Source organism: Kribbella sp. CCNWLW201 (genome assembly GCF_037203805.1).
Lineage (GTDB): Bacteria > Actinomycetota > Actinomycetes > Propionibacteriales > Kribbellaceae > Kribbella.
Map to the genome: position 1 here is coordinate 676,205 of NZ_JBBCBQ010000001.1, position 22,789 is coordinate 698,993.

Annotated in this window: 20 protein-coding genes; 12 read left to right on the forward strand and 8 right to left on the reverse strand. The window is 68.5% G+C overall.

Annotation, left to right across the window (positions count from 1 at the left end; genetic code table 11):
* Positions 1-49: 49 nt before the first annotated feature.
* Positions 50-424, forward strand: coding sequence for a hypothetical protein (locus tag V9K99_RS03070; protein ID WP_337007652.1), 375 nt, complete (start codon positions 50-52; stop codon positions 422-424).
* Here the strand turns inward: V9K99_RS03070 and V9K99_RS03075 are convergent.
* A complete protein-coding gene (locus V9K99_RS03075; protein WP_337007653.1) occupies positions 362-1,168 on the reverse strand; it encodes a TetR/AcrR family transcriptional regulator in 807 nt (268 codons plus the stop codon). The two genes, V9K99_RS03070 and V9K99_RS03075, sit on opposite strands and share 63 nt — an antisense overlap.
* A 94-nt stretch (positions 1,169-1,262) precedes the next feature.
* Here V9K99_RS03075 and V9K99_RS03080 point away from each other — a divergent pair, with 94 nt between their 5' ends.
* The 3 genes from V9K99_RS03080 (at position 1,263) to V9K99_RS03090 (ending at position 3,952) form a co-directional block, all read left to right on the forward strand.
* Positions 1,263-2,216, forward strand: coding sequence for an ATP-binding cassette domain-containing protein (locus V9K99_RS03080; protein ID WP_337007654.1), 954 nt, complete (start codon positions 1,263-1,265; stop codon positions 2,214-2,216).
* The gene (locus V9K99_RS03085; protein WP_337007655.1) at positions 2,213-3,007 is read left to right on the forward strand and encodes an ABC transporter permease; all 795 of its coding nucleotides are present in this window, start codon (positions 2,213-2,215) and stop codon (positions 3,005-3,007) included. Before V9K99_RS03080 ends, V9K99_RS03085 begins: the two co-directional genes overlap by 4 nt.
* A 117-nt stretch (positions 3,008-3,124) precedes the next feature.
* On the forward strand, positions 3,125-3,952 hold the full coding sequence (locus tag V9K99_RS03090) for an FkbM family methyltransferase (RefSeq protein ID WP_337007656.1): 828 nt from the start codon (positions 3,125-3,127) through the stop codon (positions 3,950-3,952).
* On the opposite strand, the gene V9K99_RS03095 is transcribed toward V9K99_RS03090, so the two are convergent.
* On the reverse strand, positions 3,927-4,694 hold the full coding sequence (locus V9K99_RS03095; protein ID WP_337007657.1) for an SDR family NAD(P)-dependent oxidoreductase: 768 nt from the start codon (positions 4,692-4,694) through the stop codon (positions 3,927-3,929). The two genes, V9K99_RS03090 and V9K99_RS03095, sit on opposite strands and share 26 nt — an antisense overlap.
* Positions 4,695-4,712: 18 nt before the next feature.
* Here V9K99_RS03095 and V9K99_RS03100 point away from each other — a divergent pair, with 18 nt between their 5' ends.
* Positions 4,713-5,072, forward strand: a complete 360-nt coding sequence (locus tag V9K99_RS03100; protein ID WP_337007658.1) for a hypothetical protein — start codon at positions 4,713-4,715, stop codon at positions 5,070-5,072.
* 56 nt (positions 5,073-5,128) lie between these two features.
* Entirely contained in the window at positions 5,129-5,668 is a 540-nt protein-coding gene (locus tag V9K99_RS03105) for a GNAT family N-acetyltransferase (protein WP_337007659.1), read from the forward strand.
* A gap of 129 nt (positions 5,669-5,797) precedes the next feature.
* On the opposite strand, the gene V9K99_RS03110 is transcribed toward V9K99_RS03105, so the two are convergent.
* From V9K99_RS03110 to V9K99_RS03135, 6 genes are read right to left on the reverse strand one after another with little or no spacing between them, the layout of a single operon-like run.
* Entirely contained in the window at positions 5,798-6,622 is an 825-nt protein-coding gene (locus tag V9K99_RS03110) for a bifunctional allantoicase/(S)-ureidoglycine aminohydrolase (RefSeq protein WP_337007660.1), read from the reverse strand.
* Positions 6,619-7,950: an allantoinase AllB gene (gene allB, locus V9K99_RS03115; RefSeq protein WP_337007661.1), complete on the reverse strand. Its 1,332-nt coding sequence runs from the start codon at positions 7,948-7,950 to the stop codon at positions 6,619-6,621. Before allB ends, V9K99_RS03110 begins: the two co-directional genes overlap by 4 nt.
* Positions 7,947-9,206, reverse strand: a complete 1,260-nt coding sequence (locus V9K99_RS03120; RefSeq protein WP_337007662.1) for a glycerate kinase — start codon at positions 9,204-9,206, stop codon at positions 7,947-7,949. Before V9K99_RS03120 ends, allB begins: the two co-directional genes overlap by 4 nt.
* Positions 9,203-10,978 (reverse strand): glyoxylate carboligase, encoded by a 1,776-nt coding sequence (gene gcl / locus V9K99_RS03125; RefSeq protein WP_337007663.1) that lies wholly within the window; start codon positions 10,976-10,978, stop codon positions 9,203-9,205. The genes V9K99_RS03120 and gcl overlap by 4 nt, the downstream gene beginning before the upstream one ends.
* Complete coding sequence (locus tag V9K99_RS03130) at positions 10,978-11,862, reverse strand: 2-hydroxy-3-oxopropionate reductase (RefSeq protein ID WP_337007664.1); 885 nt, start codon at positions 11,860-11,862, stop codon at positions 10,978-10,980. Before V9K99_RS03130 ends, gcl begins: the two co-directional genes overlap by 1 nt.
* Before the next feature lie 23 nt (positions 11,863-11,885).
* Positions 11,886-12,698: a hydroxypyruvate isomerase family protein gene (locus tag V9K99_RS03135; protein WP_337007665.1), complete on the reverse strand. Its 813-nt coding sequence runs from the start codon at positions 12,696-12,698 to the stop codon at positions 11,886-11,888.
* A gap of 191 nt (positions 12,699-12,889) precedes the next feature.
* On the opposite strand from V9K99_RS03135, the gene V9K99_RS03140 reads away from it, so the two are divergent.
* The 6 genes from V9K99_RS03140 to guaD all read left to right on the forward strand — a co-directional run bounded on the left by V9K99_RS03140 (position 12,890) and on the right by guaD (position 22,408).
* Complete coding sequence (locus tag V9K99_RS03140) at positions 12,890-14,422, forward strand: PucR family transcriptional regulator (RefSeq protein ID WP_337007666.1); 1,533 nt, start codon at positions 12,890-12,892, stop codon at positions 14,420-14,422.
* Between the two features lie 151 nt (positions 14,423-14,573).
* Complete coding sequence (uraD, locus tag V9K99_RS03145; RefSeq protein ID WP_337007667.1) at positions 14,574-16,499, forward strand: 2-oxo-4-hydroxy-4-carboxy-5-ureidoimidazoline decarboxylase; 1,926 nt, start codon at positions 14,574-14,576, stop codon at positions 16,497-16,499.
* Positions 16,496-17,938: a xanthine dehydrogenase small subunit gene (locus V9K99_RS03150; RefSeq protein WP_337007668.1), complete on the forward strand. Its 1,443-nt coding sequence runs from the start codon at positions 16,496-16,498 to the stop codon at positions 17,936-17,938. Before uraD ends, V9K99_RS03150 begins: the two co-directional genes overlap by 4 nt.
* Complete coding sequence (xdhB, locus tag V9K99_RS03155; protein ID WP_337007669.1) at positions 17,935-20,292, forward strand: xanthine dehydrogenase molybdopterin binding subunit; 2,358 nt, start codon at positions 17,935-17,937, stop codon at positions 20,290-20,292. Before V9K99_RS03150 ends, xdhB begins: the two co-directional genes overlap by 4 nt.
* Positions 20,289-21,131 carry a xanthine dehydrogenase accessory protein XdhC gene (gene xdhC, locus V9K99_RS03160; protein ID WP_337007670.1) on the forward strand — a complete coding sequence of 281 codons (843 nt, stop codon included), beginning with the start codon at positions 20,289-20,291 and terminating at the stop codon, positions 21,129-21,131. The genes xdhB and xdhC overlap by 4 nt, the downstream gene beginning before the upstream one ends.
* Complete coding sequence (guaD, locus tag V9K99_RS03165; RefSeq protein WP_337007671.1) at positions 21,128-22,408, forward strand: guanine deaminase; 1,281 nt, start codon at positions 21,128-21,130, stop codon at positions 22,406-22,408. The genes xdhC and guaD overlap by 4 nt, the downstream gene beginning before the upstream one ends.
* Positions 22,409-22,789 lie beyond the last annotated feature (381 nt).

The following is a 22,789-nucleotide window of genomic DNA, read 5'->3' on the forward strand; positions in this document are numbered from 1 at the left end:
CTGGTTGTGGGCGAGGCGGTGGGGGTTTTACTTCTTGGCCTTGGGCGTGTTGGCGATCACGGTTGGGTACTTCACGTACGACGAGAATCGGTTGCTCGAGGGGGCTTCGACCGGGTCGGCTGTGGTGACTGATGTGGTTCGGTTGACCAAGGGGCGGCCGTACATCGAGGTGGAGATCGCGCTGTCGGATGGGCGGGTCGTGAAGACCACGACCGAGTACTTCTCGGACAGCCCGACGCCCAGGAAGGGTGACCGGATCGAGGTCGAGTATGTGATTGACGGTCGCGACGTCTATGCGCGACAGGTGGGACTCGGTCCTGATCTGGCCGGGCAATGGGGCTGGACAGCGGCGGGCGGCGTGTCAGCTCTTGTCGGCGGCGTTCTGCTTGTCCGCCGGCGCTGGGGTGCGGTCGGTGATGAGTAGGGAGATGCCGTCGAGGATTCGGGTCAGGCCGAAGGTGAGGGCGTGGGCGGGGTCGATGACGGATTGGAAGTGTTCGCCGACCGAGGTGCCGACACGGCCGGCGACGGGGAAGCGGTCGGTGGCGCCCATGACGCGGGTGAGGGCCGGGGAGATCTCGAGCCACCACTCCTGATCGGACAGACCTGATTCGCGCTGGGTGCGGAGTTGTTCGGCGCCGGCGCGGGCGGTCCCCTGGACGTGGGTGAGGATCAGGGTCAGGGCCGAGTCCATCTCCACGTCGGTCAGGCCGAGGCCGTCCAGTGGGCGGAGCTCGGCTTCGTACTTCAGGGTGATGTTGGGGCCGAGCGCGGTCCGCATCGTCGGGACCTCGTGGATCCACGGGTGCTTCGTGAGCACGTCCCAGTTCCGCCGGGCGATGAACTCCAGGGCACCACGCCAGCCGCCTGGCTGCCTGGCCGGCTCGTCGACGTCGGCGTACAGCTCGCCGTACACGCTGTCGAACATCAGGTCGGTCAGCTCGCCCTTGCCCGGGACGTGCGTGTAGAGCGACATCGTGCCGACCTTCAGCTGCTCGGCCACCATCCGCATCGAGACCGCCTCGAGCCCCTGGGCGTCGGCCAGCTCGATCGCGGTGTCGACGATCGACCGCACCGTCAGGCCGGACCGGCCCGCCTTCGTGTGGCTGCCCCACAGCAGCGCCAGACTGCGCGCCGGATCGGGCGTGGCCGCCTTCTTCGGACTCAAGGGAACAAACTCCAACCGTTCGTCGTTGACCCGATCGTACCCGAGTCGTACGGTGTACGGTACACTCTACGGTTCAACCGGCGAGAGGTGGGAAGTGACTGCGGAACGTGTGATCGAGGCCGTCGACGTACGGAAGCACTACAAAGGCGGCACCGAGGGGGCAGGACTGAACGGTTTCGACCTGGAGGTCACCGCCGGCACCGTGACGGGGCTGCTCGGCCCCAACGGCGCCGGCAAGACGACAGCGGTGCGGATCCTGTCCACACTGCTCGAACTGGATTCCGGTACGGCGACGATCGCCGGGTACGACGTACGCCGCCAGGGCGCCGAGGTACGACGCCGGATCGGACTCGTCGGCCAGTACGCGGCCGTCGACGAAATACTGACCGGCCGGCAGAACCTGGTGATGTTCGGCCGGCTGAACCACCTGGGCCACGCGGCCTCGGTACGGCGGGCGGACGAACTGCTCGAGCGGTTCAGCCTGACTGAGGCGGCCGGCCAGGCGGTGTCGAAGTACTCAGGTGGGATGCGGCGGCGACTCGACCTGGCCGCCAGCCTGATCGTGGCGCCGTCGGTGCTGTTCGTCGACGAGCCGACCACCGGACTCGATCCGGCTGGACGGCTCGAGGTGTGGTCCGCCATTCGGCAACTGGTCGACGGAGGTACGACGGTGCTGCTGACCACGCAGTACCTGGAGGAGGCGGATCAACTGGCGAACCGGATCTCGATGCTGAAGGAGGGGGTCGTCGTTGCCGAGGGCACCCCGGATGAACTGAAGACCCGGCTCGGGTCGGACTGGCTGGACCTGGTGCTGACTGATCCGGCGGATGTCGCCCGCGTGGTCGAGCTGGCCGAACCCCTTGCGGACGGGGAGATCCGGGTGGCCGACGTACGGATCAGCGTGCCGGTGAAGGACCGCACCCGGGCGCTGGTGTCGATCGCCAATTCGTTGCACGAGGCAAAGATTGAACCGGAGGACATCACGTTACGCAGACCGACTTTGGACGAGGTCTTCCTGCACCTGACCGGGCCGGAGGTGGCGGCATGACGGCATTCGGCTGGGCACTCGCAGACAGTTGGACGATCGCGCGGCGGACGCTGGTGCACTGGCGGATGCAGCCGGGGCTGGTGATCTTCAACTGGTTCTTCCCGGTGCTGATGCTGCTGATGTTCGGTGCGTTGCTCGGCGGTGCGATGGACTTCCCGGAGGGTCAGTCGTACTACGAGCTGCTGGTTCCGGGCATCTTCGCGCTGGCGATGCTGTTCGGGCTGGAAGGCACGATGACCGCGGTCACCCAGGACAAGGACAAGGGGGTGACGGACCGGTTCCGGTCGCTGCCGATGAGCTCGGCGGCCGTCGTACTCGGGCGATGCATCGCGGACATGCTCGACTCGGCGGTGACGCTGATCATCCTGGCCGCGGCCGGGCTCGCGCTCGGCTGGCGGTGGCATGAAGGCGTCCCGGCGGCGCTGGCTGCGTTCGGGTTGCTGTTGTTGCTGCGGTTCGCGTTGCTGTGGGTGGGGATCTTCATCGGGCTGACCGTGAAGAACGCGCAGAGCGTGACGATGGTGCAGGTGCTGGTCTGGCCGGTCGGCTTCCTGTCGAGCACCTTCGTCGCCACCTCCACGATGCCGGATTGGCTCGGCACGGTCGCCCAGTGGAACCCACTCTCCGCGACCGCGACCGCATCCCGGGCTCTGTTCGGTAACCCGGATCCCTCCTCGACCGCCAGTTGGATCGGCACCCACGCAGAGGTCGCGGCGATCGTCGCGCCGCTGCTACTGATCGCGATCTTCCTACCCCTCTCAGCCCACCGCTTCCGCACTCTCTCGCAGTAACCGTGTAGAGGAGCTGGATTCGGGTATCTGGTGCCAGTGACCTGGCAACTGCTGTGGCGCTCAGCGCACGTGATCGAGCGTGCGCTGGGCCTACGGGCTGCGCGGCGTACTGCGCGCATGGCCGGAGCCCTGGAGGGCCTGACCGACGCCGGCGTGCACCGGATCGCGCTGCGCATCTCACCGCGAGTCGCTGCGGACAATCCCTGGCTGGTCAAGGTGTCGCCCGAGTGGGCCTCCCAGAGCATCTTCGTACGACGTCAGGGGCTGCGACTCGAGCTGGATCTGCGGGACAACCTCCAGGCGGTGCTGTACTACGCGGGGCGCTACGAGCCTGCTGTCCGGCGGTTCCTGCTGACCGAGCTGCGACAGGGCGACGTCGTACTCGATGTGGGAGCGAACATTGGGCTGCACGCACTCACAGCCGCCAAGCGACTGCAGGAGCTGGGCGGCGGCCGAGTCATCGCGTTTGAGCCGGCCACTGACTGTCTGGCCAAGCTCCAGGCGGCTGCGGCCCGCAACAACCTGCAGATCGACGTAGTGCCGACTGCGCTCGGCGAACGCCAACACCACGCAGCACTACGTGCGGACAGCCGGTACGACGAGGCTGACGCCGGGGTCCGCTCCCTCTACGGCGACGGCGCGGTAGTGCAGGAGGTGCCGGTGATCCGGCTGGACGACTGGGCTGGTGAGCACGCGCTGCAGCGGCTGGACGTGGTCAAGCTAGACATCGAGGGCAGTGAGGTCTCAGCACTCAGCGGGGCCGCGCACACGCTGACCCGGCTACAGCCGCGCGCTCTGCTCGTGGAGGACAAGCGGGCGGAGACGAGTGCGCGGCTGCACGCCGCACTGGACGAGCTCGGGTACCAGCCGACCGGCGAGGTGATGGACCACAACGCACTGTTCCGGCCGGAACAGTTGCTTAGGGCATCAACTGGCCGCCGTTGACCTCGATGATCTGGCCGGTGACGTAGGAGCTCATCCGCTCCGACGCGAGGAACAGGATGGTGCCGACGCACTCGTGCGGAGTGCCGGTGCGGCCCATCGGGATGGTCGCGATCATCCCGTTCAGTTGCTCCTCGGCGGTGTGCCGCTCGTGGAACGGGGTCTTGATCACGCCCGGTGAGATCGCGTTGACGCGGATGCCGTCCGGCGCGAGCTCCTTGGCCAGGCCGCGGGTGAACGTGCTGACCGCACCCTTGCTGGTCGCGTACACGACCGACCCGCCGCCACCGCCGTGCCGGCCGGCGATCGAGGTGACGTTGATGATGCTGCCGCCGCCCTGCGCCCAGAACACCGGCACGATCCGCCGGGACAGCGCGAACACCGAGGTCAGGTTCACGTCCAGGATCCGGTGGAACTCCTCGTCCGCTACGTCGGTCACCGGCGAGCGGTTGACCAGGTCACCGGCGTTGTTCACGAGTACGTCGATCCGCCCGTGCTTCGCCAGTACGTCGTCGATCAGCTTGCCCGCCGAGGCCGGGTCGGCCAGATCCGCCTGGTGGACGGACGCCGTACCGCCTGCTGTCTGGACCGCGCCCAACGTGTGCTTCGCGCCCGCCTCATTGCGGTGGTAGTGCAGCGCGACCGTCGCCCCCGTCTCGGCGAACCCGACCGCGGCCGCGGCCCCGATCCCGCTGCTCGCCCCGGTCACCACGACGACCTGATCCCTGAAATCCAGATATGCCATGCGCCCTATCCTCTCCCAGTGCCCCGTTTCGTTCTGATCGCCGTGTATGTCGCGTGGCCCGTCGGCGTGGTCGTGGTGCGCCTCGTGACACCGGTGCGTCTCCGCTGCCTGTTGATGGCCGCTGCTGGTTGGCTGGCAGCCCTCGCAGTGGGGACGACAGGCACACCGGCCGAGCGCGCCCTACCGGCCGGCCTCCTCGCCGGGGCCGGGGTAGGCCTGGGAGCTCAGCTCATGGTGGCGCGCGGTGTCACTTTCGAGTGGGAACCGGAGCGGATCTACGACGCGTACGAGGGGAAGATCCCCGTCGGTGAATGGGTGGTGTTGGGGCTGGCCGGGGTCGCGGGTCTGGTCGGGCTGGCCAGCTTGATCTGGGGCTGAGGGTGTACGCGCCGCGAGAGGGTTTGCAAGGGAAGCGTCGGCGGTAGATTCGATGGATGGGATATGCGCTGGGGCAGCTCGAACTTCGGCGGTGGCGGACGGCTGATGCGCTGCGGTTGTCGGCGGCGCATCAGGATCCCGAGATGGTGTACCAGGGCGGGATCGTGGACACGGCGTCGGCGGTCGACTGGATCGGCCGGGTGGCGGACCTGGACAACGGGCACGTGTACGCCGTCGCAGACGCCGACGACCACCCGATCGGGTGCGTCGCGGTGACCAATATCGACCGGCACCAGGTCGGCTGGACCTGGTACTGGACGCTCGCCGAGGTCCGCGGCCAGGGCGTGGCCCGGGACGCGCTCCGGGCGCTCGCCAACTGGGCACACCAGGAGGCCGGTCTCTACCGGCTCGAGCTCGGCCACCGGATGAACAACCCGGCGTCGTGCGGGGTGGCCGGCAGCGCCGGCTTCCTCTATGAGGGCCTGGAGCGCCAGCGGCTCGCGTACGACGGCACCCGGTACGACGTCGAGCGCCACGCCCGCCTGGCCACCGACCCGCTCAACCCACCCCAGCGGCCGGTAGCGATCAACCTCTAGCCGCCTCCCGGGAATGCGTACCGACGAACGGGTAGTGGTGAAGCCAGGTCAGGGCGACCGCCGACGTTCAGGCGGGAGATGGGCACGGCCACCGGCATCGATCCGACTACTACCCGTTCGTCGGTACGCTCAGAGGGTCAGCTTCGGGTGGCGGTTGACGTCCTTGTAGAGCAGGTAGCGGAAGCGGCCCGGTCCCCCGGCGTAGCAGGCCTGTGGGCAGAACGCCCGCAGCCACATGAAGTCGCCCTCCTGGACCTCGACCCAGTCCTTGTTCAGCAGGTAGACCGCCTTGCCCTCGAGCACGTACAGCCCGTGTTCCATCACGTGGGTCTCGGGGAACGGGATCACGCCGCCGGGCTCGAAGCTGACGATGTTGACGTGCATGTCATGCCGTACGTCGTCCGGGTCGACGAACCGCTGCGTCTTCCACCGGCCCTCGGTCCCCGGCATCTCCACGCCCTCGACGTCGACCTCGTTGGTCACGAATGCCTCGGGTACGTCGATCCCCTCGACCCGCTCGTACGCCTTCCGGACCAGGTGGAACCGGGCGACTTGCTCGCTGGTGTTGTGCAGCGTCCAGTCGGCCGACGGCGGCAGGAACGCGTATCCCCCGGCGCCGAGGTCGTGCTTCTCACCGGAGACCGTCAGCGTCACGTTGCCTTCGACAACGAACACGACCACCTCGGCGCTGGGGTCGGTCTCCGGCTTGTCGCTCCCGCCACCTGGCGCGACCTCGACGATGTACTGCGAGAACGTCTCGGCGAACCCGGACAGCGGCCGGGCGATCACCCACAGCCGCGTGTCGTCCCAGAACGGCAGCCTGCTGGTGACGATGTCGCGCATGGTTCCACGCGGCAGAACGGCGTACGCCTCGGTGAAAACGGCCCGGTCGGTGGTCAGGTCGGTCTGCGGGGGCAGCCCGCCGCTCGGAGAGTAGTAGCGGGGCGCGGTCATGCTGATCCTCCTCGGGTCAGGAGCCGTCCTCGTGGGCCGGCGTTGAGGTCGACGGGTTCGCCGCGCAGCCAGGTGCTGCGGACGACGCCGTCGAGCGGCCGGCCGTCGTACGGGGTGATGGCGTTCTTGTGGTGCAGGGTGTTGACGTCCACCACGAACGTCTCGTCCGGTGCGAAGACGCTGAAGTCCGCGTCGTACCCGACCTCGATGCTGCCTTTGCCTGGCACACCGGGTGCCTGACACATCCACCGAGCGACGTCGGACAAGGTGAAGCCGCGTCGGCGTGCTTCGGTCCAGACCGCGGGCAGGCCAAGCTGCAGCGAGGCGATGCCGCCCCAGGCCTCGCCGAAGTCGCCGGTGTCCAGACGCTTGAGGTCGGCGGTCGAGGGCGAGTGATCGGAGACGACCAGGTCGATCGTTTTGTCGCGGAGTCCGTTCCACAGCAGCTCGCGGTTCTCGGCTTCGCGGATGGGCGGGCAGCACTTGTACTGCGTCGCACCGTCCGGGATCTCCTCCGCGCTGAACGTCAGGTAATGCGGGCAGGTCTCCGCGGTGATCCGCACGCCGTCGTGGCGAGCCTTGGCAAGGATCGGCAGTACGTCGGAACTCGACACATGCAGGATGTGGACGCGGCATCCGGTGTTCTTGGCGAGCTCGATGACGTCGGCAACGGCCTTGTTTTCCGCCTCGCGGGGGCGGGAGTGCAGGAAGTCTCGGTAGCTCGCCCCGTTTGGTGCCGGAGCGCTGTCGATTCCGTGCGCGTCCTCGGCGTGGACGATCAGCAGGCCGTCGAAGCTCGCGATTTCACGCATGACCGGCTCGAGCTCGGCCGGCTCCAGCGGCGGGAACTCGTCGACGCCTGAGTGCAGCAGGAAGCACTTGAAGCCGAAGACGCCGGCTTCGTGCAGCGGGCGCAGTTGGGCGAGGTTGCCCGGGATCGCGCCGCCCCAGAAGCCGACGTCGACGTACGCCTGGCTTGCAGCCGTTTTCCGCTTGAGGTCCAGGGCCGGTACGTCGCAGGTCGGCGGGATGCTGTTGAGCGGCATGTCGATGATCGTGGTGACACCACCGGCAGCGGCCGCTCGGGTCGCGCTGGTGAAGCCTTCCCACTCGGTGCGGCCGGGATCGTTCACGTGGACATGCGAGTCGACGAGCCCGGGCATCAGCACCTCGTCGTCAGCCAGCGTCAGCTCGCGGGTGCTGTCGAGCTCAGCGTCGTACGGCGCGATGGCGACGATCCGCCCGTCACGCACCCCGACAGCACACGCGACCTCGCCCGCCGTGGTGAGGGCGCGGCGAGCCCGGACGACGAGATCCAATGCGGTCATACGGCGCCCCTCTCGGTTGCTGACATCGTAGATCTCGGCAGGTGATCAACCGCGATCCGTTCACCGAGTCGCCGCAGCAGGGGGATGGGCTCCGCGATACAACGCCGTACGTCGGGCTCGAGGTCGGTCAGCGCGTAAGCCGCCGTGATCCCCGCCGAACGCAGCCGGTCAGCGTCAAGCCGGTTCGTCCCGCAAACAGCCACCACCGGGACACCGGCCGCTCCAGCCGCCGCAGCCACACCAGCAACCGCCTTACCGTGCAACGTCTGCTCATCGAGCGCCCCCTCCCCGGTAACCACAAGATCCGCCCCAGCAAGCTGCTCATGAAATCGCACCAACTCCAGCATCAACTCAATCCCAGGCCGAACCCGCGCACCAAGCAACGCCAACACGGCAAACCCCACCCCACCCGCAGCCCCAGCCCCAGCGGCGTGACGCAGATCCGCTCCCGCCGCCGCGTCGCCGACGACGTGCCGCAGACCGGCTCTCGCCGCACCCGCCGTTCCAGCTGCTCTGGCCGCTCCACGAGCTGGGGTCTCGTGGGCGACGAGGTCGGCCCAGTGGGCGAGGGCGGTGTCGAGTTGCTCGACTTGGGTGGGGCTGGCGCCCTTTTGTGGGCCGTAGGTGGCTGCTGCGCCGGTCGGGCCGGTCAACGGGTTGTCCACGTCGCAGGCGACGATCACCTCGACGCCAGCCAACCGCTCACGAAAGGCAGAAACGTCCAGGGCAGCCACTTCGGCCAAGGCCGCACCACCCTCGGCGACCTCCGTGCCGTTGGCGTCCAGCAGCCTGGCGCCCAGCGCACGGACCAGGCCGGCTCCTCCGTCGGTGGAGGCGCTGCCGCCGATACCGAGGATGACCTGCGTGCATCCGCTCTGGATCGCGGCGGCGATCAGCTCGCCGGTCCCGCGTGAGGTTGCGGTCATCGGAGCCGGACGACCACCGGGGAGGCGCACCAGACCCGAGACGTCGGCCAGCTCCACGACGGCGACGCCGCCTCGACCGTCGGATCCCCGCCGCCGCGCGAAGCCGGTGCGAACCGGCTCCCCCGTCGGCCCGGACGCCGTCACCGGGACAAACTCGAATCCCGCGGCGACGGCGGCGGCGAGGGTGCCGTCGCCGCCGTCAGCCACCGGTACGGCGTCCACGGTCACGTCGGGGCAAATTCGTCGTACCCCCTCCCCCAACGCAACCGCAACCTGGTTGCTGGTGAGCGAGCCCTTGAACTTGTCCGAAGCAACAACCACCCGGGTCATCGCATCAGTGCGATTGCTGTCGGGGCGTCTTCGGGGTGCTCGGCCAGGTCTTCGAATTCGACGATGTTGTCGATTTCTTGGCCCATGGAGACGTTGGTTACTCGTTCGAGGATGACCTCTACGACGATGGGGACCTGGTGTTCGACCATGAGTTTCTTGGCTTGTTCCAGGGCCGGGAGGATCTCGGCGGGGTCGGAGACGCGGATTGCTTTGCAGCCCAGGCCTTCGGCGACCTTGACGTGGTCTACGCCGTAGCCGTTGAGCTCGGGGCTGTTGATGTTTTCGAAGGAGAGTTGGACGCAGAAGTCCATGTCGAACCCGCGCTGCGCCTGACGGATCAGGCCCAGGTACGAGTTGTTCACGACGACGTGGATATAGGGGATGTTGAACTGCGCACCCACCGCCAGCTCCTCGATCAGGAACTGGAAGTCGTAGTCACCGGACAGCGCAACCACGGTGCTCTCCGGATCCGCCACCGCGACCCCCAGCGTGGCGGGCACGGTCCAGCCGAGCGGTCCGGCCTGGCCGGCGTTGATCCAGTGCCGCGGCCGGTACACGTGCAGCATCTGAGCGGCCTGGATTTGCGACAATCCGATTGTCGACACGTACCGGGTCTCGGGTCCGAACGCGCGGTTCATCTCTTCGTAGACCCGCTGCGGCTTGATCGGCACGTTGTCGAAGTGCGTCTTGCGCTGCAGCGTCGTACGGCGCTCGCGACACTCCTCCACCCACGCCGAACGGTCCACCAACCGGCCAGCAGCAGCCCACTCGCGCGCCACCTCGACGAATGCCTCGAGGGCCAGCCGAGCATCGGAGACGATGCCGTAGTCCGGTGCGAAGACCCGGCCGATCTGGGTCGGCTCGATGTCGACGTGGATGAAGGTCCGGTCGCCCCGGTACACATCGAGACCACCCGTGTGCCGGTTGGCCCAGCGGTTGCCGATGCCGAACACCAGGTCCGACGCCAGCAGCGCCTCGTTGCCGTAGCGGTGTGAGGTCTGCAGTCCGACCATCCCGGCGGTCAACGGGTGGTCGTCCGGGATCGCGCCCCAGCCCATCAGGGTCGGCACAACCGGTACGCCGACGATCTCGGCGAACTCGACCAGGAGGTCGGCCGCGTCGGCGTTGACCACACCGCCACCAGCCACGATCAGCGGCCGTTCGGCATCGTTGAGCAGCGCCAGCGCCTTCTCCGCCTGGGCCCGGGTGGCGGCCGGCTTGGCCACCGGCAGCGGTTCGTACGTCTCGATGTCGAAGTCGATCTCGGCCAGCTGAACGTCCAGCGGCAGGTCGACGAGTACGGGACCCGGACGGCCCTCGCGCATCAACTGGAAGGCCTTCTGGAACGTCCCCGGCACCTGTGCCGGCTCCATCACCGTGACCGCCCACTTCGCGACCGGCTTGGCGATCGACGCGATGTCGACGGCCTGGAAGTCCTCCTTGTGCAGCTTGGCGACCGGCGCCTGACCGGTGATGCACAGGATCGGGATCGAGTCGGCCGACGCCGAGTACAGTCCGGTGATCATGTCGGTTCCGGCCGGTCCCGACGTACCGATGCAGACACCGATGTTGCCGGCCTTCGCCCGGGTGTAACCCTCAGCCATGTGCGAGGCGCCCTCGACGTGGCGGGCCAGCACGTGCTTGATCCCGCCGTGCTTCTTCATCGCGCTGTAGAAGGGGTTGATCGCGGCACCAGGCAGACCGAACGTCTGGGTGGACCCTTCCTTCTCCAGGATCAGGACCGCGGCGTCGACCGCGCGCATGCGTGCCATCAGTCTGAAGCCTTCCCGGACAGGCGCTCCACGCCGCGCAGCAACGCGGAGTGGTCGAGACCGCCGTCACCGTTGGCCCGGGCGGAGGCCACCAGTTGCGCGACCAGCGATCCCAGCGGTACGGCGACCCCGGCCTCGCGAGCCGCCGAGGTGACGATGCCCATGTCCTTGTGGTGCAGGTCGATCCGGAAGCCGGGCTGGAAGGAGCGCGAGAGCATGTTCTCCTTCTTCTGGTTCAGCACGGTCGAGCCGGCCAGGCCACCGCCGAGGACCTCCAGGGCCGCCTTGGTGTCGACGCCGTACGCCTCCAAGAAGATGACGGCCTCGGACAGCGCCTGGATGTTGGCGGCGACGATCAGTTGGTTGGCCGCCTTGACGGTCTGACCCGCGCCGCTGGGGCCGACGTGGACGACGGTCTTGCCGACCGCGTCGAACAACGGCTTGGCGGCGTCGAAGTCGTCGCCCTCGCCGCCGACCATGATCGAGAGCGCGGCGTTCTTCGCGCCGGCCTCGCCGCCGGAGACCGGGGCGTCCAGGATCCGGAAGCCCAGCGCCCGCGCCTGCTCGGCCAGCTGCTGGGTGACGTCGGGGCGGATGCTGGAGAAGTCGATGATCAGCGAACCGGTCTCGGCGTGCTGGAAGACGCCGTCCTCGCCGGCGAGCACCTGCTCGACGTCGGGCGAGTCCGGCACCATCACGCAGATCACGTCCGCGCCCTTGACCGCGTCGGCGACCGACGTCGCGTAGCGGCCGCCGGCCTCGACCAGCGGAGCGCCGCGCTCTGGGGTGCGGTCGAGGCCGGCGACAGTATGTCCGGCGTCGGTCAGGTGCACAGCCATCGGGCTGCCCATGATGCCGAGGCCGATGAAGGCGATGTTCGTCATTGTCGGAATCTCCAAAAGGTGGGTCAGCCGGCGACGGCGCGACGTTCGCGCGGCAGCCAGCCGAAGCTGTCGACGGTGGTGGTGGACGGCTTGTACTCGAGGCCGATCCAGCCGGAGTAGCCGTTGGTCGCGAGGGCGGTCAGTTGCCGGTCCAGCGAGAGCGTGCCGGTGCCGGGCTCGTTGCGGCCGGGGGCGTCGGCGATCTGTACGTGCGTGATGCGGTCGGTGTGCTCGGCGATCACCCGGTCGACGTCGTCGCCGTTGACCGCGAGGTGGTAAAGGTCCGCGAGCAGCCCGATATTCGGGGCCTGCACCCGGTCGATCACGGCCAGCGCATCGGCCGCGGTGAGCAGTGGGTAGCGGTCCGCACCGCTGACCGGCTCCAGCAGGACGGTGGCGTCGATGCGGGCGGCGGCACTGGCGGCGAGCCTGAGGTTCTCGACCGCGAGGTCGTCCTGCTCGCTCGCGGAGTGGCCGTCCTCGCGGTTGCCGTAGAGGGCGTTGAAGGCCTTGCAGCCGAGCCGCTCGCCGATGCCGACGGTGATGTCGATGTTGTCGCGGAACTCGCCGGACCGCTTCGGCCAGGACACCAGGCCGCGGTCGCCGCCGGGCATGTCGCCGGCGAAGAAGTTCAGGCCGGTCAGCTGGACGCCGGCGTCCTCGATCGCGGTCACGAACGCGTCGACGTGCCGGTCCGTCGGCACCGCCTCGACGAACGGCCACCAGAACTCGACGGCACCGAAGCCGGCCCGCCGGGCGGCTGCCGGGCGCTCCAGCAGCGGCAGCTCGGCGAACAGCAGTGAGCAGTTCACCGTGTAGCGCAGCGGGTTACTCATGGCACTCTCAACTTTCCGTATCGCGGAAGTTAGTTTCTGTTCTGCGAAAGACGATAGGCAGTCGCCAGTGACCGCGTCAAGGGCCGTGCCTGCGGGATCAGCAGAATCGGCCTCGGGTGGGTCGTGGTTCCTGCCGTGCCGTCGGGCGTTGTACGTTCCTCTGAGAAGCGCGGACTCGGAGGAGGTGCGCCGTGCTGCTGTCCGAGCTGCTCGACGCGCCGGAGCTGGGGCTGCGCCTGCTGCACCTGGCCGACGAGGCACTCGAGCGTCCGATCGGCCGGCTGGTCACCACCGACCTGCTGGAACCCGGCCGCTACCTCAACGGCGGCGAGCTCGTACTCACCGGTCTCGTGTGGCGTCGCAGCGACGCGGACAGCGAGACCTTCGTGACGTCGATGGCCAAGCGCGGCGCCACCACGATCCTGGCCGGGAAGGCACTACTCGGGGACGTCCCCGTCGACCTGCTCGAGGCCTGCCGCCGTCATCAGGTCACCCTCGTCGAGGTGCCCACGGAGGTCGCGTTCGCCGATATCACCGAGTACGTCGCTGCCGCGGGCACCGTGGAAACCGGAGCCCGACTGTCCGCGAGCCTGGTCCGTCAGCGCCAACTCTTGTCGTCGATCGCATCCGGCCGGAGTCTCGACGAACTCGCGGACCGCATCTCGGCCGAGATCGGGCACGACTGCCGGGTGATCACACCGACCGGACGGCACGTCGTACCAGGGCCTGGTGAGTTGGACGAGGAGATCCTCGACGTGATCTCGCGGCGGTTCCTGACCGCGGATCGGACTCCCGCGGTCGCGGATGCCGGAGGTACGCCGTACAGCATCTTCCCGATCGGATCGGGGCTGGGGAATCGGCTGACGGCGTGGGTCCTGGTGATCGAGGGCGACCACACCGACTGGTCACGCGACCATGTCGAGGCGGTGCAAGAGCTGTGCGCGATCGCCGCGTTGGACCGGGCCCGCCGGGACGAAGGGCGGATGGCGCTGCGGCCTCTGGTGGCTGACGCGCTCGCCCTGATCGAGTCCGGCGCTCCGCATGCCGAGGTGGCCACGCGGCTCCGGCAGGCCGGCGCGCGTTCGGATCTGCCGATGGTGGTCGCGGTGGCCGAGCTTCGGGACGACGGGCCGAGCGAGGTCGCGATCACGCTGCTCGAAGATGTCGCACTCACCGTCGGGCCTGCTGTAGTTGCGCCCGGGCGTGACGGTGTCCTGGTTGCCTTGCTGCCGTTCGTCCCCGGGCTGCCGGACCAGCTGCGGAGGGCATTCGGCCGGCTCTCACCGGGGCTCGTGCGCGCGCGTCTAGGGGTGGGCGTCAGCGGTGAGACCGCCGTCGACGCGTTGGCGGGCGCGCTCGAGGAAGCGCGGTTCGCTCATCGAGTGGCTCGATCCTCCAGTACGCCGGTATCGGTGGTCACCTCGGAGGAAGTCGCCTCGCATGTGCTCCTGCTCGCCACGTTGCCAGACGACGTACGACGTACTTACACGCACCGGGTGCTCGGGGCGGTGCTCGAGCACGATCGTCGTACCCAGTCGGATCTGCTCACCACGTTGCAGGCGTTCCTGGCCTGCGACGGGTCGTGGTCACGGGCAGCTGAGGCATTGCACCTGCATGTGAACACGGTTCGGTACCGGATCGAACGCGTAGAGCAACTGACCGGTCGCGATCTGTCCCGGCTCGAGGACCGGGTGGACGTGTTTCTCGCTCTCAAGTCGCTCTGAACCGCCCGATTGGGTGATCGCACAAAGGAAGGCCTGCCCGAAGGCGTGATCTTCGGAGGATCACGGGGTGCAAACCGGGTCGGCGTGAGCCGATGCTGTCGTGCAGATCACTTAACGCCGCGCCCCCAGCCCCATCTGAGGAAGGTGCCCGATGAAGGCAATCCTGCGACCCGGCCGCCGCGCCAGCCGTCACCCCGTCGACGAGATGCTGCCCCCCGGCAAGCTCGCCGTGTACGGCTTCCAGCACGTCCTGGCGTTCTACGCCGGCGCGGTGATCGTACCGATCCTGCTGGCGAACTCGATCGGGCTGAGCACCGAGCAACTCGTCCATCTGATCAACGCCGACCTGTTCACCTGCGGTATCGCCTCGATGATCCAGTCCATCGGGTTCTGGAAGGTCGGGGTCCGGCTGCCGCTGCTGCAGGGCGTGACGTTCACCGCGGTGTCGCCGATGATCGCGATCGGCCTGGCCGCGGGCGGCGGGACCGACGGCCTGCTGGTGATCTACGGCGCGGTGATCGTGGCCGGCCTGGCCACCTTCTTCCTGGCGCCGTTCTTCAGCAAGCTGATCCGGTTCTTCCCACCGGTCGTCACCGGCTCGGTGATCACGATCATCGGTTTGGCGCTGCTGCCGGTGGCGGCCGCGGACGCGACCGGGGGCGCCGGCCCGACGTCCGACCCGACCAGCGGCAAGAATCTGGCCTACGCGCTCGGGACGCTGGCGCTGATCGTGCTGATCCAGCGGGTCTTCAAGGGGTTCATGGCAACCATCGCCGTCCTGGTCGGCCTGGTCGCCGGCACCCTGGTCGCGTGGGCCTTCGGGGACGCCCACTTCGACGCGGTCGGCGGTTCGGACTGGGTCGGTGTCACGACGCCGTTCCACTTCGGCTGGCCGCAGTTCTCGATCGCGGCGATCATCTCGATGGTCGTGGTCATGCTGATCACCGCGGTCGAGACGACTGGTGACGTCTTCGCGACCGGCGAGATCGTGGAGAAGCGGATCGGCCGCGACGACGTCGCCCGGGCCCTGCGCGCCGACGGTCTGGCCACCACCATCGGCGGTGTCTTCAACTCCTTCCCCTACACGTGTTTCGCCGAGAACGTCGGCCTGGTCCGGCTGACCCGGGTGAAGAGCCGCTGGGTGGTCGCCGCGGCGGGCGCGATCATGATCCTGCTCGGCCTGATCCCCAAGGCCGGCGCCATCGTGGCCGGCATCCCGCACCCGGTCCTGGGCGGCGCGGCGCTGGCGATGTTCGCCACCGTGGCCGTGGTCGGCTTCCAGACCCTGGCCAAGGTCGACTTCCACGACCACCGCAACGTGGTCATCGTGGCCACCAGCGTCGGTCTGGCCATGTACGTGACGGCGCAGCCGCAGGTCGCCCAGGCAGTCCCGGGATGGGCCGAGATCATCTTCGGCAGCGGCATCACGCTGGGCAGTCTGACCGCGATCCTGCTGAACATCGTCTTCCACCACGTGGGCAAGGACTTCGGCCCCGCGGTGGCCGGGCAGCCGGGCGACTCGATCCGGCTGGACCAGGTGAACAAGATGAGCCGCGACGAGTTCGTCGAGACCTTCGCCGGCCTGTTCCAGGGGCCGCACTGGATGGTCGAGCGGGCCTGGGAGATGCGGCCCTTCACCGATACCCACGCCCTGCGCCGCTCGTTCCAGGAGGCCCTGTTCTCCGGATCGCACGAGGAGCAGCGCCAGCTGATCGAGTCCTACCCGCAACTCGGCTCGCAGTTCGTTGCCGACGGCCTCAGCGGCGAGGCGTCGCTGCGGGACCAGTCCGCCCGCGGCCTGACCTTCCTGGCCGAGCCGGACCGCGACGAGCTGGCCGCGATCACCGAGGCGTACCGGGACCGGTTCGGCTTCCCACTGGTGATCTCGGTCCGGGACGCGGATTCCTTCGACCGGATCGTCGAGCAGGGCCGCGAGCGGCTGGACAACTGCGAGAACCAGGAACACGCCGCCGCCCTGCTGGAGATCGCCAAGATCGCTGGGTACCGGTTCGATGACTTCCTCTCGGATGCCAATCCGATCCACACTGCAAGAACACGCTGGAGCAGTAGCCGATGAGCACTACGACAATCACGGTCAACGGTGAGCAGACCACGCTGGGTGACGTCACCGTCCACACGAGCGCGCTGGACTGGCTCCGTGACCGTGGCCTCACGGGGGCCAAGGAGGGCTGTGCCGAGGGCGAGTGCGGAGCTTGTTCCGTGCTCGTCGCCCGGCCGGGCGTCGACGCCCCGACCGAGTGGACCGCGGTGAACGCTTGCCTGCTGCCGATCGCGTCCCTCGACGGTCAGGAGGTCATCACCTCCGAGGGCCTCGGCTCGCCTGCCGAACTGCACCCGGTTCAGCGGGAGATCGCCGTACGGGGTGGATCGCAGTGCGGCTACTGCACTCCAGGCTTCGTGTGCAGCATGGCCGCCGAGTTCTATCGCTCTACGCGTACGACGGCCAACGGGCACTGCGATCACGAACACGGCCCGAACGGCTTCGACCTTCATGCACTGAGCGGAAACCTGTGCCGGTGTACCGGGTATCGCCCGATCAAGGATGCGGCGTATGCGCTGGGCGAACCAGAGGTGGACGACGCGTTGGCGGCCCGCAGGTCGGCGCCGCCACCGCCGCCCGCAGCCACCGCGATCGCGGTCGACGGAGCGGAGTTCCACCGGCCGGCCACGCTGGCCGGGGTACTCGAACTGCTTGCCGAGAGCCCCGAAGCGCAGATCGTTGCCGGGTCGACCGATATCGGCGTCGAGGTGAACATCCGCGGCGTCCGGAACCCGCTGATCGTCGCGGTGGACCGGCTGACCGAGCTGCGTGAGTTCTCCTTCGGGCCGGACGAGGTGCGGATCGGCGCCGCGCTGACGCTGAGCGAGATCGAGCGGCTGCTCGCGGGACGGGTGCCGCTGCTGGCCCAGATGTTCCCGCAGTTCGCCTCCCGCCTGATCCGCAACGGCGCCACCATCGGCGGCAACCTCGGTACCGCCTCGCCGATCGGCGACACCCCGCCCGCGCTGCTGGCCCTGGACGCGTCGCTCGTGCTCGCGTCCCGTCGCGGCGAGCGCGTCGTATCGCTTGCGGACTACTTCACCGGTTACCGGGAGACGTTGAAGGCTCCGGATGAGCTGATCCGGACCATCGTCGTACCGCTGCCGCTCGAGCCGCTGACCGCTTTCCACAAGATCGCCAAGCGGCGCTTCGACGACATCTCCAGCGTCGCCGTCGGGTACGCCGTCGACGTCGAGGACGGCGTCGTACGGCGGGCCAGGATCGGACTCGGCGGGGTCGCCGCCACTCCGTTGCGTGCGTTGGCCACCGAGCAGGCGCTGGTCGGCCGACCGTGGACCGAGCGGACCGTCCGTGAGGCGGCTGCGGTGATGGCCGGCGAGGGTACGCCGATGGACGATCACCGTGCGAGTGCGTCGTACCGCTCGGCGATGCTCGGCCAGTCGCTGCTCCGGTTCTACTCCGAAAGCCTTACTGCGGAAGGGGTCAGCGCATGAGCTCCCTGTCCGAACGCCCGCAGCAGGCGCTTGTTGGTCTGCCGTTGCCGCATGAGAGTGCCGCGCTGCATGTCACCGGCAACGCGCTCTACACCGACGACCTCGTCGTACGGACTCGTGACGTCCTGCACGCCTGGCCTGTTCAGTCGCCGCACACCCACGCCCGGATCACGGATCTTCGGGTGAAGCCGGCGTACGACGTTCCTGGTGTGGTCCGGGTTCTCACCGGCGACGACGTACCTGGGGTGAACGACGCCGGGGTGAAGCATGACGAGCCGTTGTTCCCGACCGAGGTGATGTTCCACGGGCACGCGATCTGCTGGGTGCTCGGTGAGACGTTGGAGGCCGCGCGACTCGGTGCGGCGGCGGTGGAGGTCGATTACGAGCCGCTCGAATCGCTGGTGACGGTTCGCGAGGCCATCGCGGCCGACAGCTTCCAGGGGACCGGGCGGCACCTGGCACGGGGTGACGTCAAGGATGCGCTGCGCAAGGCGGCGCATGTGTTCGAGGGCGAGTTCGAGTTCGCCGGACAGGAGCACTTCTACCTCGAGACCCATTGCTCGCTGGCGCTGGTCGACGAGGGCGGTCAGATCTTCGTCCAGAGCAGCACGCAGCACCCGTCCGAGACGCAGGAGATCGTCGCCCACGTTCTCGGCGTACCCAGCCACGAGGTGACCGTGCAGTGCCTCCGGATGGGCGGAGGGTTCGGGGGCAAGGAGATGCAGCCGCACGGGTTGGCCGCCATCGCCGCGCTCGGGGCGACGCTGACCGGCCGGCCCGTGCGGTTGCGGCTCAACCGCACGCAGGACATCACGATGTCCGGCAAGCGGCACGGGTTCCACAGCAAGTGGCGGGCCGGCTTCGACGACGACGGCCATCTGGTCGCACTCGCCGCCACCCTCACCGCCGACGGCGGCTGGAGCCTCGACCTGTCCGAGCCGGTGCTCGCCAGGGCGATGTGCCACATCGACAACGCGTACTGGATCCCCAACGTCCAGGTGGACGGCCGGATCGCCAAGACGAACAAGACCTCGCAGACGGCCTTCCGTGGTTTCGGCGGTCCGCAGGGCATGCTCGTCGTCGAGGACATCCTGGGCCGCTGCGCGCCTTTGCTCGGGTACGACGCGATCGAGCTGCGTCACCGCAATCTCTACCGGTTGAACGACACCACGCCGTACGGGCAACCAGTCCGGCACGCTGATCGGCTGGAGTCCTGCTGGAGCCAGGTGTCGCACAACGGCGACGTCGTACGACGGCAAGCGGAGATCGCGGCGTACAACGCGGAGCACCCGCACCGGAAGCGCGCGTTGGCGATGACGCCGGTGAAGTTCGGCATCTCGTTCAACCTGACCGCGTTCAACCAGGCCGGCGCGCTCGTGCACGTCTACAAGGACGGCTCGGTCCTGATCAACCACGGCGGCACCGAGATGGGTCAGGGCCTGCACACGAAGATGCTGCAGGTCGCGGCCACCACGCTCGGCCTCCCGCTGTCTCGCGTCCGGTTGGCCCCGACCCGCACCGACAAGGTGCCGAACACCTCGGCCACCGCGGCTTCGTCCGGGGCGGATCTGAACGGCGCCGCGATCAAGAACGCCTGCGAGCAGATCCGCGAACGCCTCTCGCAGGTCGCGGGTGGCCGGCTCGGGATCAGCCCGCACGACGTGCGGTACGTCGACGGCCAGGTCAGCGGCCTGTCCGGCGACAGCCTGCGCTGGGAGGAACTCATCAACATCGCGTACCACCAGCGCGTGCAGCTGTGGGCGGCCGGTTTCTACCGCACCGAGGGCCTGCACTGGGACGCCACCGCGATGCACGGCGAGCCGTTCAAGTACTTCGCGTACGGCGTTGCCGCCGCCGAAGTCGAGGTGGACGGGTTCACCGGCGCCTACACGTTGCGCCGGGTCGACATCGTCCACGACGTCGGCGACAGCCTCAGCCCGCTGATCGACATCGGCCAGATCGAGGGCGGCTTCGTCCAGGGCGCCGGCTGGCTGACGCTCGAGGACCTGCGCTGGGACGAGAGCGACGGACCGCAGCGCGGCCGGCTCGCGACCCAGGCCGCCAGTACGTACAAGCTGCCGAGCTTCTCGGAGATGCCTCCGGAGTTCAACGTCACGCTGTTGGAGAAGGCTCACGAGGAAGGCGCTGTGTACGGCTCCAAGGCTGTCGGTGAGCCGCCGCTGATGCTGGCGTTCTCCGTCCGCGAGGCGTTGCGGCAGGCCGCGGCGGCGTTCGGACCGGCTGGGACGAGCGTGGATCTGGCTTCGCCCGCGACACCTGAGGCTGTCTACTGGGCGCTCGACCGGGCCCGGTCGTCGGTCCCGGTCGAGCGGCTCGAGGCGAGTGGGGTGTGACGACCGAGATGGAATGGATGAAGGCAGTCGAGCGTCTCCGCTCGCAGCGGCGGCCCGGGGTTCTCGTGACGGTGATGTCCGTCCGCGGGCATGCGCCGCGTGAGGCCGGGGCGAAGATGGTGGTTTCGTCGGACGGTTCGTGGTCGACGGTCGGCGGCGGCAATCTGGAGGCGCTTGCGATCGAGCGGTCCCGTTCATTGATCGCGGCCGGCTCCGCTGAGCCCGAGGTGCTCGAGGTCGCGTTGTCGGACAAAGCGCCGTACCAGCATGGAGTTCAGTGTTGTGGCGGCGAGGTGAAGCTGCTGCTCGAACCGCTGCCGGTGGTGCCGGCGGTGGCGATCTTCGGGGTCGGGCATGTCGGCCTGGAGCTGGCGCGGATCCTGTCTCGGCACGACATCGAGCTGCACCTGATCGATTCGCGACCCAACCAGCTGGATCGGTTGGATGTGTTGGACGACGCCGTGGCCAACGTCCACGTGCACCACGTGCCGGTCCTGCCCGAGCTCGTCGTCGGTGAGCTGCCATCCGGAACTCATGTGCTGGTGATGACGCACGACCACGCGGAAGACGCCGCGTTGTGTGACGCCGCGATCCGCCGGGACGATCTGGCCACGATCGGGCTGATCGGGTCGAGCGCCAAATGGACGCGGTTCCGCCGCAAGCTCGCCGAGGACGGCAACTCCGAGGAGGCCATCGCCAGGATCACCACACCCATCGGACTCCCCGACTTGACTGGCAAGGAGCCGGCCACCATCGCGGTCAGCGTGGCGGCCCGGCTGCTCCAACTGTTCACCGCCGAGCGTCGCCCCGCGTCGGCCCACCGTGAGGCGAAAGCATGACCATCTACCGAGGCACGTTCCTCGACACCCCGGACAATCCGTTCACCGGCGGCGGCCTGCGGGTCGACACCGACGCAGCGCTACTGGTCCGGGACGGCGTGATCGTTGCCCGTGGCCCCTTCAGCGACGTACGGCGGGCCCACCCGGCCGAGGAGATCGTCGATCTGTCCGGCGGCCTGGTGCTACCCGGGTTCGTCGACACCCACGTCCACTTCCCACAGATCCGCGCGGTCGGCGGTCTCGGCCTACCACTGCTGGAATGGCTCGACCGCTACGCGCTGCCTGAAGAGGCTCGCATGGCTGACACCGGCTACGCGGCGGGGGTCGCAGCCGAGTTCGTCCGCGGCCTCGCGGCGGCGGGTACGACGAGCGCACTGGTCTTCGGAGCGCACTACGCCGACGCGGTCGACGTACTGTTCGCCGAGGCCTCGAAGGTCGGCCTGCGGATCACCAGCGGGCTGGTCCTCAGCGACCGGCTGCTGCGGGAGGACCTGCTCACGACGGTGGATCGTGCGTACACCGAGTCGTTGGCCCTTGCAGAGCGCTGGCACGGCGTCGGCCGCAACCGGTACGCCGTGACACCACGCTTCTCGCTCTCGTGCACTGACGAGCTCCTCGCGGTCTGCCGGACGCTGCTGGACGAGCTTCCGGGCTCGCTCTTCACGTCGCACGTCAACGAGAACGAGGCGGAGATCGCCACTGTGTCTGAGCTTTTCGGCGGCTGCGACTACGTGAGCACCTACGACAAGCACGGCCTGATCGACCGGCGTGCCGTTCTCGCGCACAACGTCCACCCAACCGACGTGGAGCTGAAGATGCTCGCCACGGGTGGTGCCGCTGTCGCCCACTGTCCGACGAGCAACGCGGCCTTGGGCAGCGGGTTGTTCCCGCTATCACGGCACCTCCAGTACGGCGTACGCGTCGCCCTCGGGTCCGACGTCGGCGCCGGCACCGGCTTCTCCCTGCTGAAGGAGGGCCTGCAGGCGTACTTCTGCCAGCAGTTGATCGGCGACCACGGCCACCCACTGAGCGCCGCGCACCTCCTGTATCTGGCCACCGCGGCCGGCGCGGACGCCCTGGGCCTACCCGAAGTCGGCGACCTCAGCATCGGCAAACGCTTCGACGCCCAACTGCTGCGCCCAGCCGACGGTTCACCGCTGGCCGTCGGCGTCGAACACGCCGACGACGCCGAGGAGGCTCTCGCCCGCCTCTTCACCCTAGGCACCCCCGCCGACGTCCACGCCGTCTGGATAAACGGAGAACTCCTCCACCGCTAACTCATGTAAAAGGCCCCTCGCAGCCGGCTACACGCGCTCCCACATCGTGTGCTCGCCCGGCAGCCCCTTTCGCGCGGCGCATCGCCGCTGACCTCGCGGGCTGCCGCCCTTCGTCGATCGCCCCGTGCGCCTCGTGGTCAGTAAGACCACCCGCGGCCGCGGGGCGAACGACGTCCGGCGGCGGGCAACCCCCTACCTCGCTGGCCAACCCCCCATCACAGCGGGCAACCCCCAAACTGATGGGTCCGCCCCCCAGATGAAGGGTTGCCCACTCAGAATCTCGGTGGGCAACCCCCAACCTCGGTAGGCAACCGCGTCGACTGATGCACGACACTCGTCCGCGAGGTGATCTCCCGAGACCCGGCCGCAGCGGGCAGATGG

Coding starts and splice junctions, on each gene's coding strand:
- V9K99_RS03085 (WP_337007655.1), top strand. CDS start 2,213: ATGACGGCATTCGGCTGGGCACTCGCAGACAGTTGGACGATCGCGCGG.
- V9K99_RS03090 (WP_337007656.1), top strand. CDS start 3,125: ATGGCCGGAGCCCTGGAGGGCCTGACCGACGCCGGCGTGCACCGGATC.
- V9K99_RS03095 (WP_337007657.1), bottom strand. CDS start 4,694: ATGGCATATCTGGATTTCAGGGATCAGGTCGTCGTGGTGACCGGGGCG.
- V9K99_RS03105 (WP_337007659.1), top strand. CDS start 5,129: ATGGGATATGCGCTGGGGCAGCTCGAACTTCGGCGGTGGCGGACGGCT.
- V9K99_RS03110 (WP_337007660.1), bottom strand. CDS start 6,622: ATGACCGCGCCCCGCTACTACTCTCCGAGCGGCGGGCTGCCCCCGCAG.
- allB (WP_337007661.1), bottom strand. CDS start 7,950: ATGACCGCATTGGATCTCGTCGTCCGGGCTCGCCGCGCCCTCACCACG.
- V9K99_RS03120 (WP_337007662.1), bottom strand. CDS start 9,206: ATGACCCGGGTGGTTGTTGCTTCGGACAAGTTCAAGGGCTCGCTCACC.
- gcl (WP_337007663.1), bottom strand. CDS start 10,978: ATGGCACGCATGCGCGCGGTCGACGCCGCGGTCCTGATCCTGGAGAAG.
- V9K99_RS03130 (WP_337007664.1), bottom strand. CDS start 11,862: ATGACGAACATCGCCTTCATCGGCCTCGGCATCATGGGCAGCCCGATG.
- V9K99_RS03135 (WP_337007665.1), bottom strand. CDS start 12,698: ATGAGTAACCCGCTGCGCTACACGGTGAACTGCTCACTGCTGTTCGCC.
- uraD (WP_337007667.1), top strand. CDS start 14,574: ATGAAGGCAATCCTGCGACCCGGCCGCCGCGCCAGCCGTCACCCCGTC.
- V9K99_RS03150 (WP_337007668.1), top strand. CDS start 16,496: ATGAGCACTACGACAATCACGGTCAACGGTGAGCAGACCACGCTGGGT.
- xdhB (WP_337007669.1), top strand. CDS start 17,935: ATGAGCTCCCTGTCCGAACGCCCGCAGCAGGCGCTTGTTGGTCTGCCG.
- guaD (WP_337007671.1), top strand. CDS start 21,128: ATGACCATCTACCGAGGCACGTTCCTCGACACCCCGGACAATCCGTTC.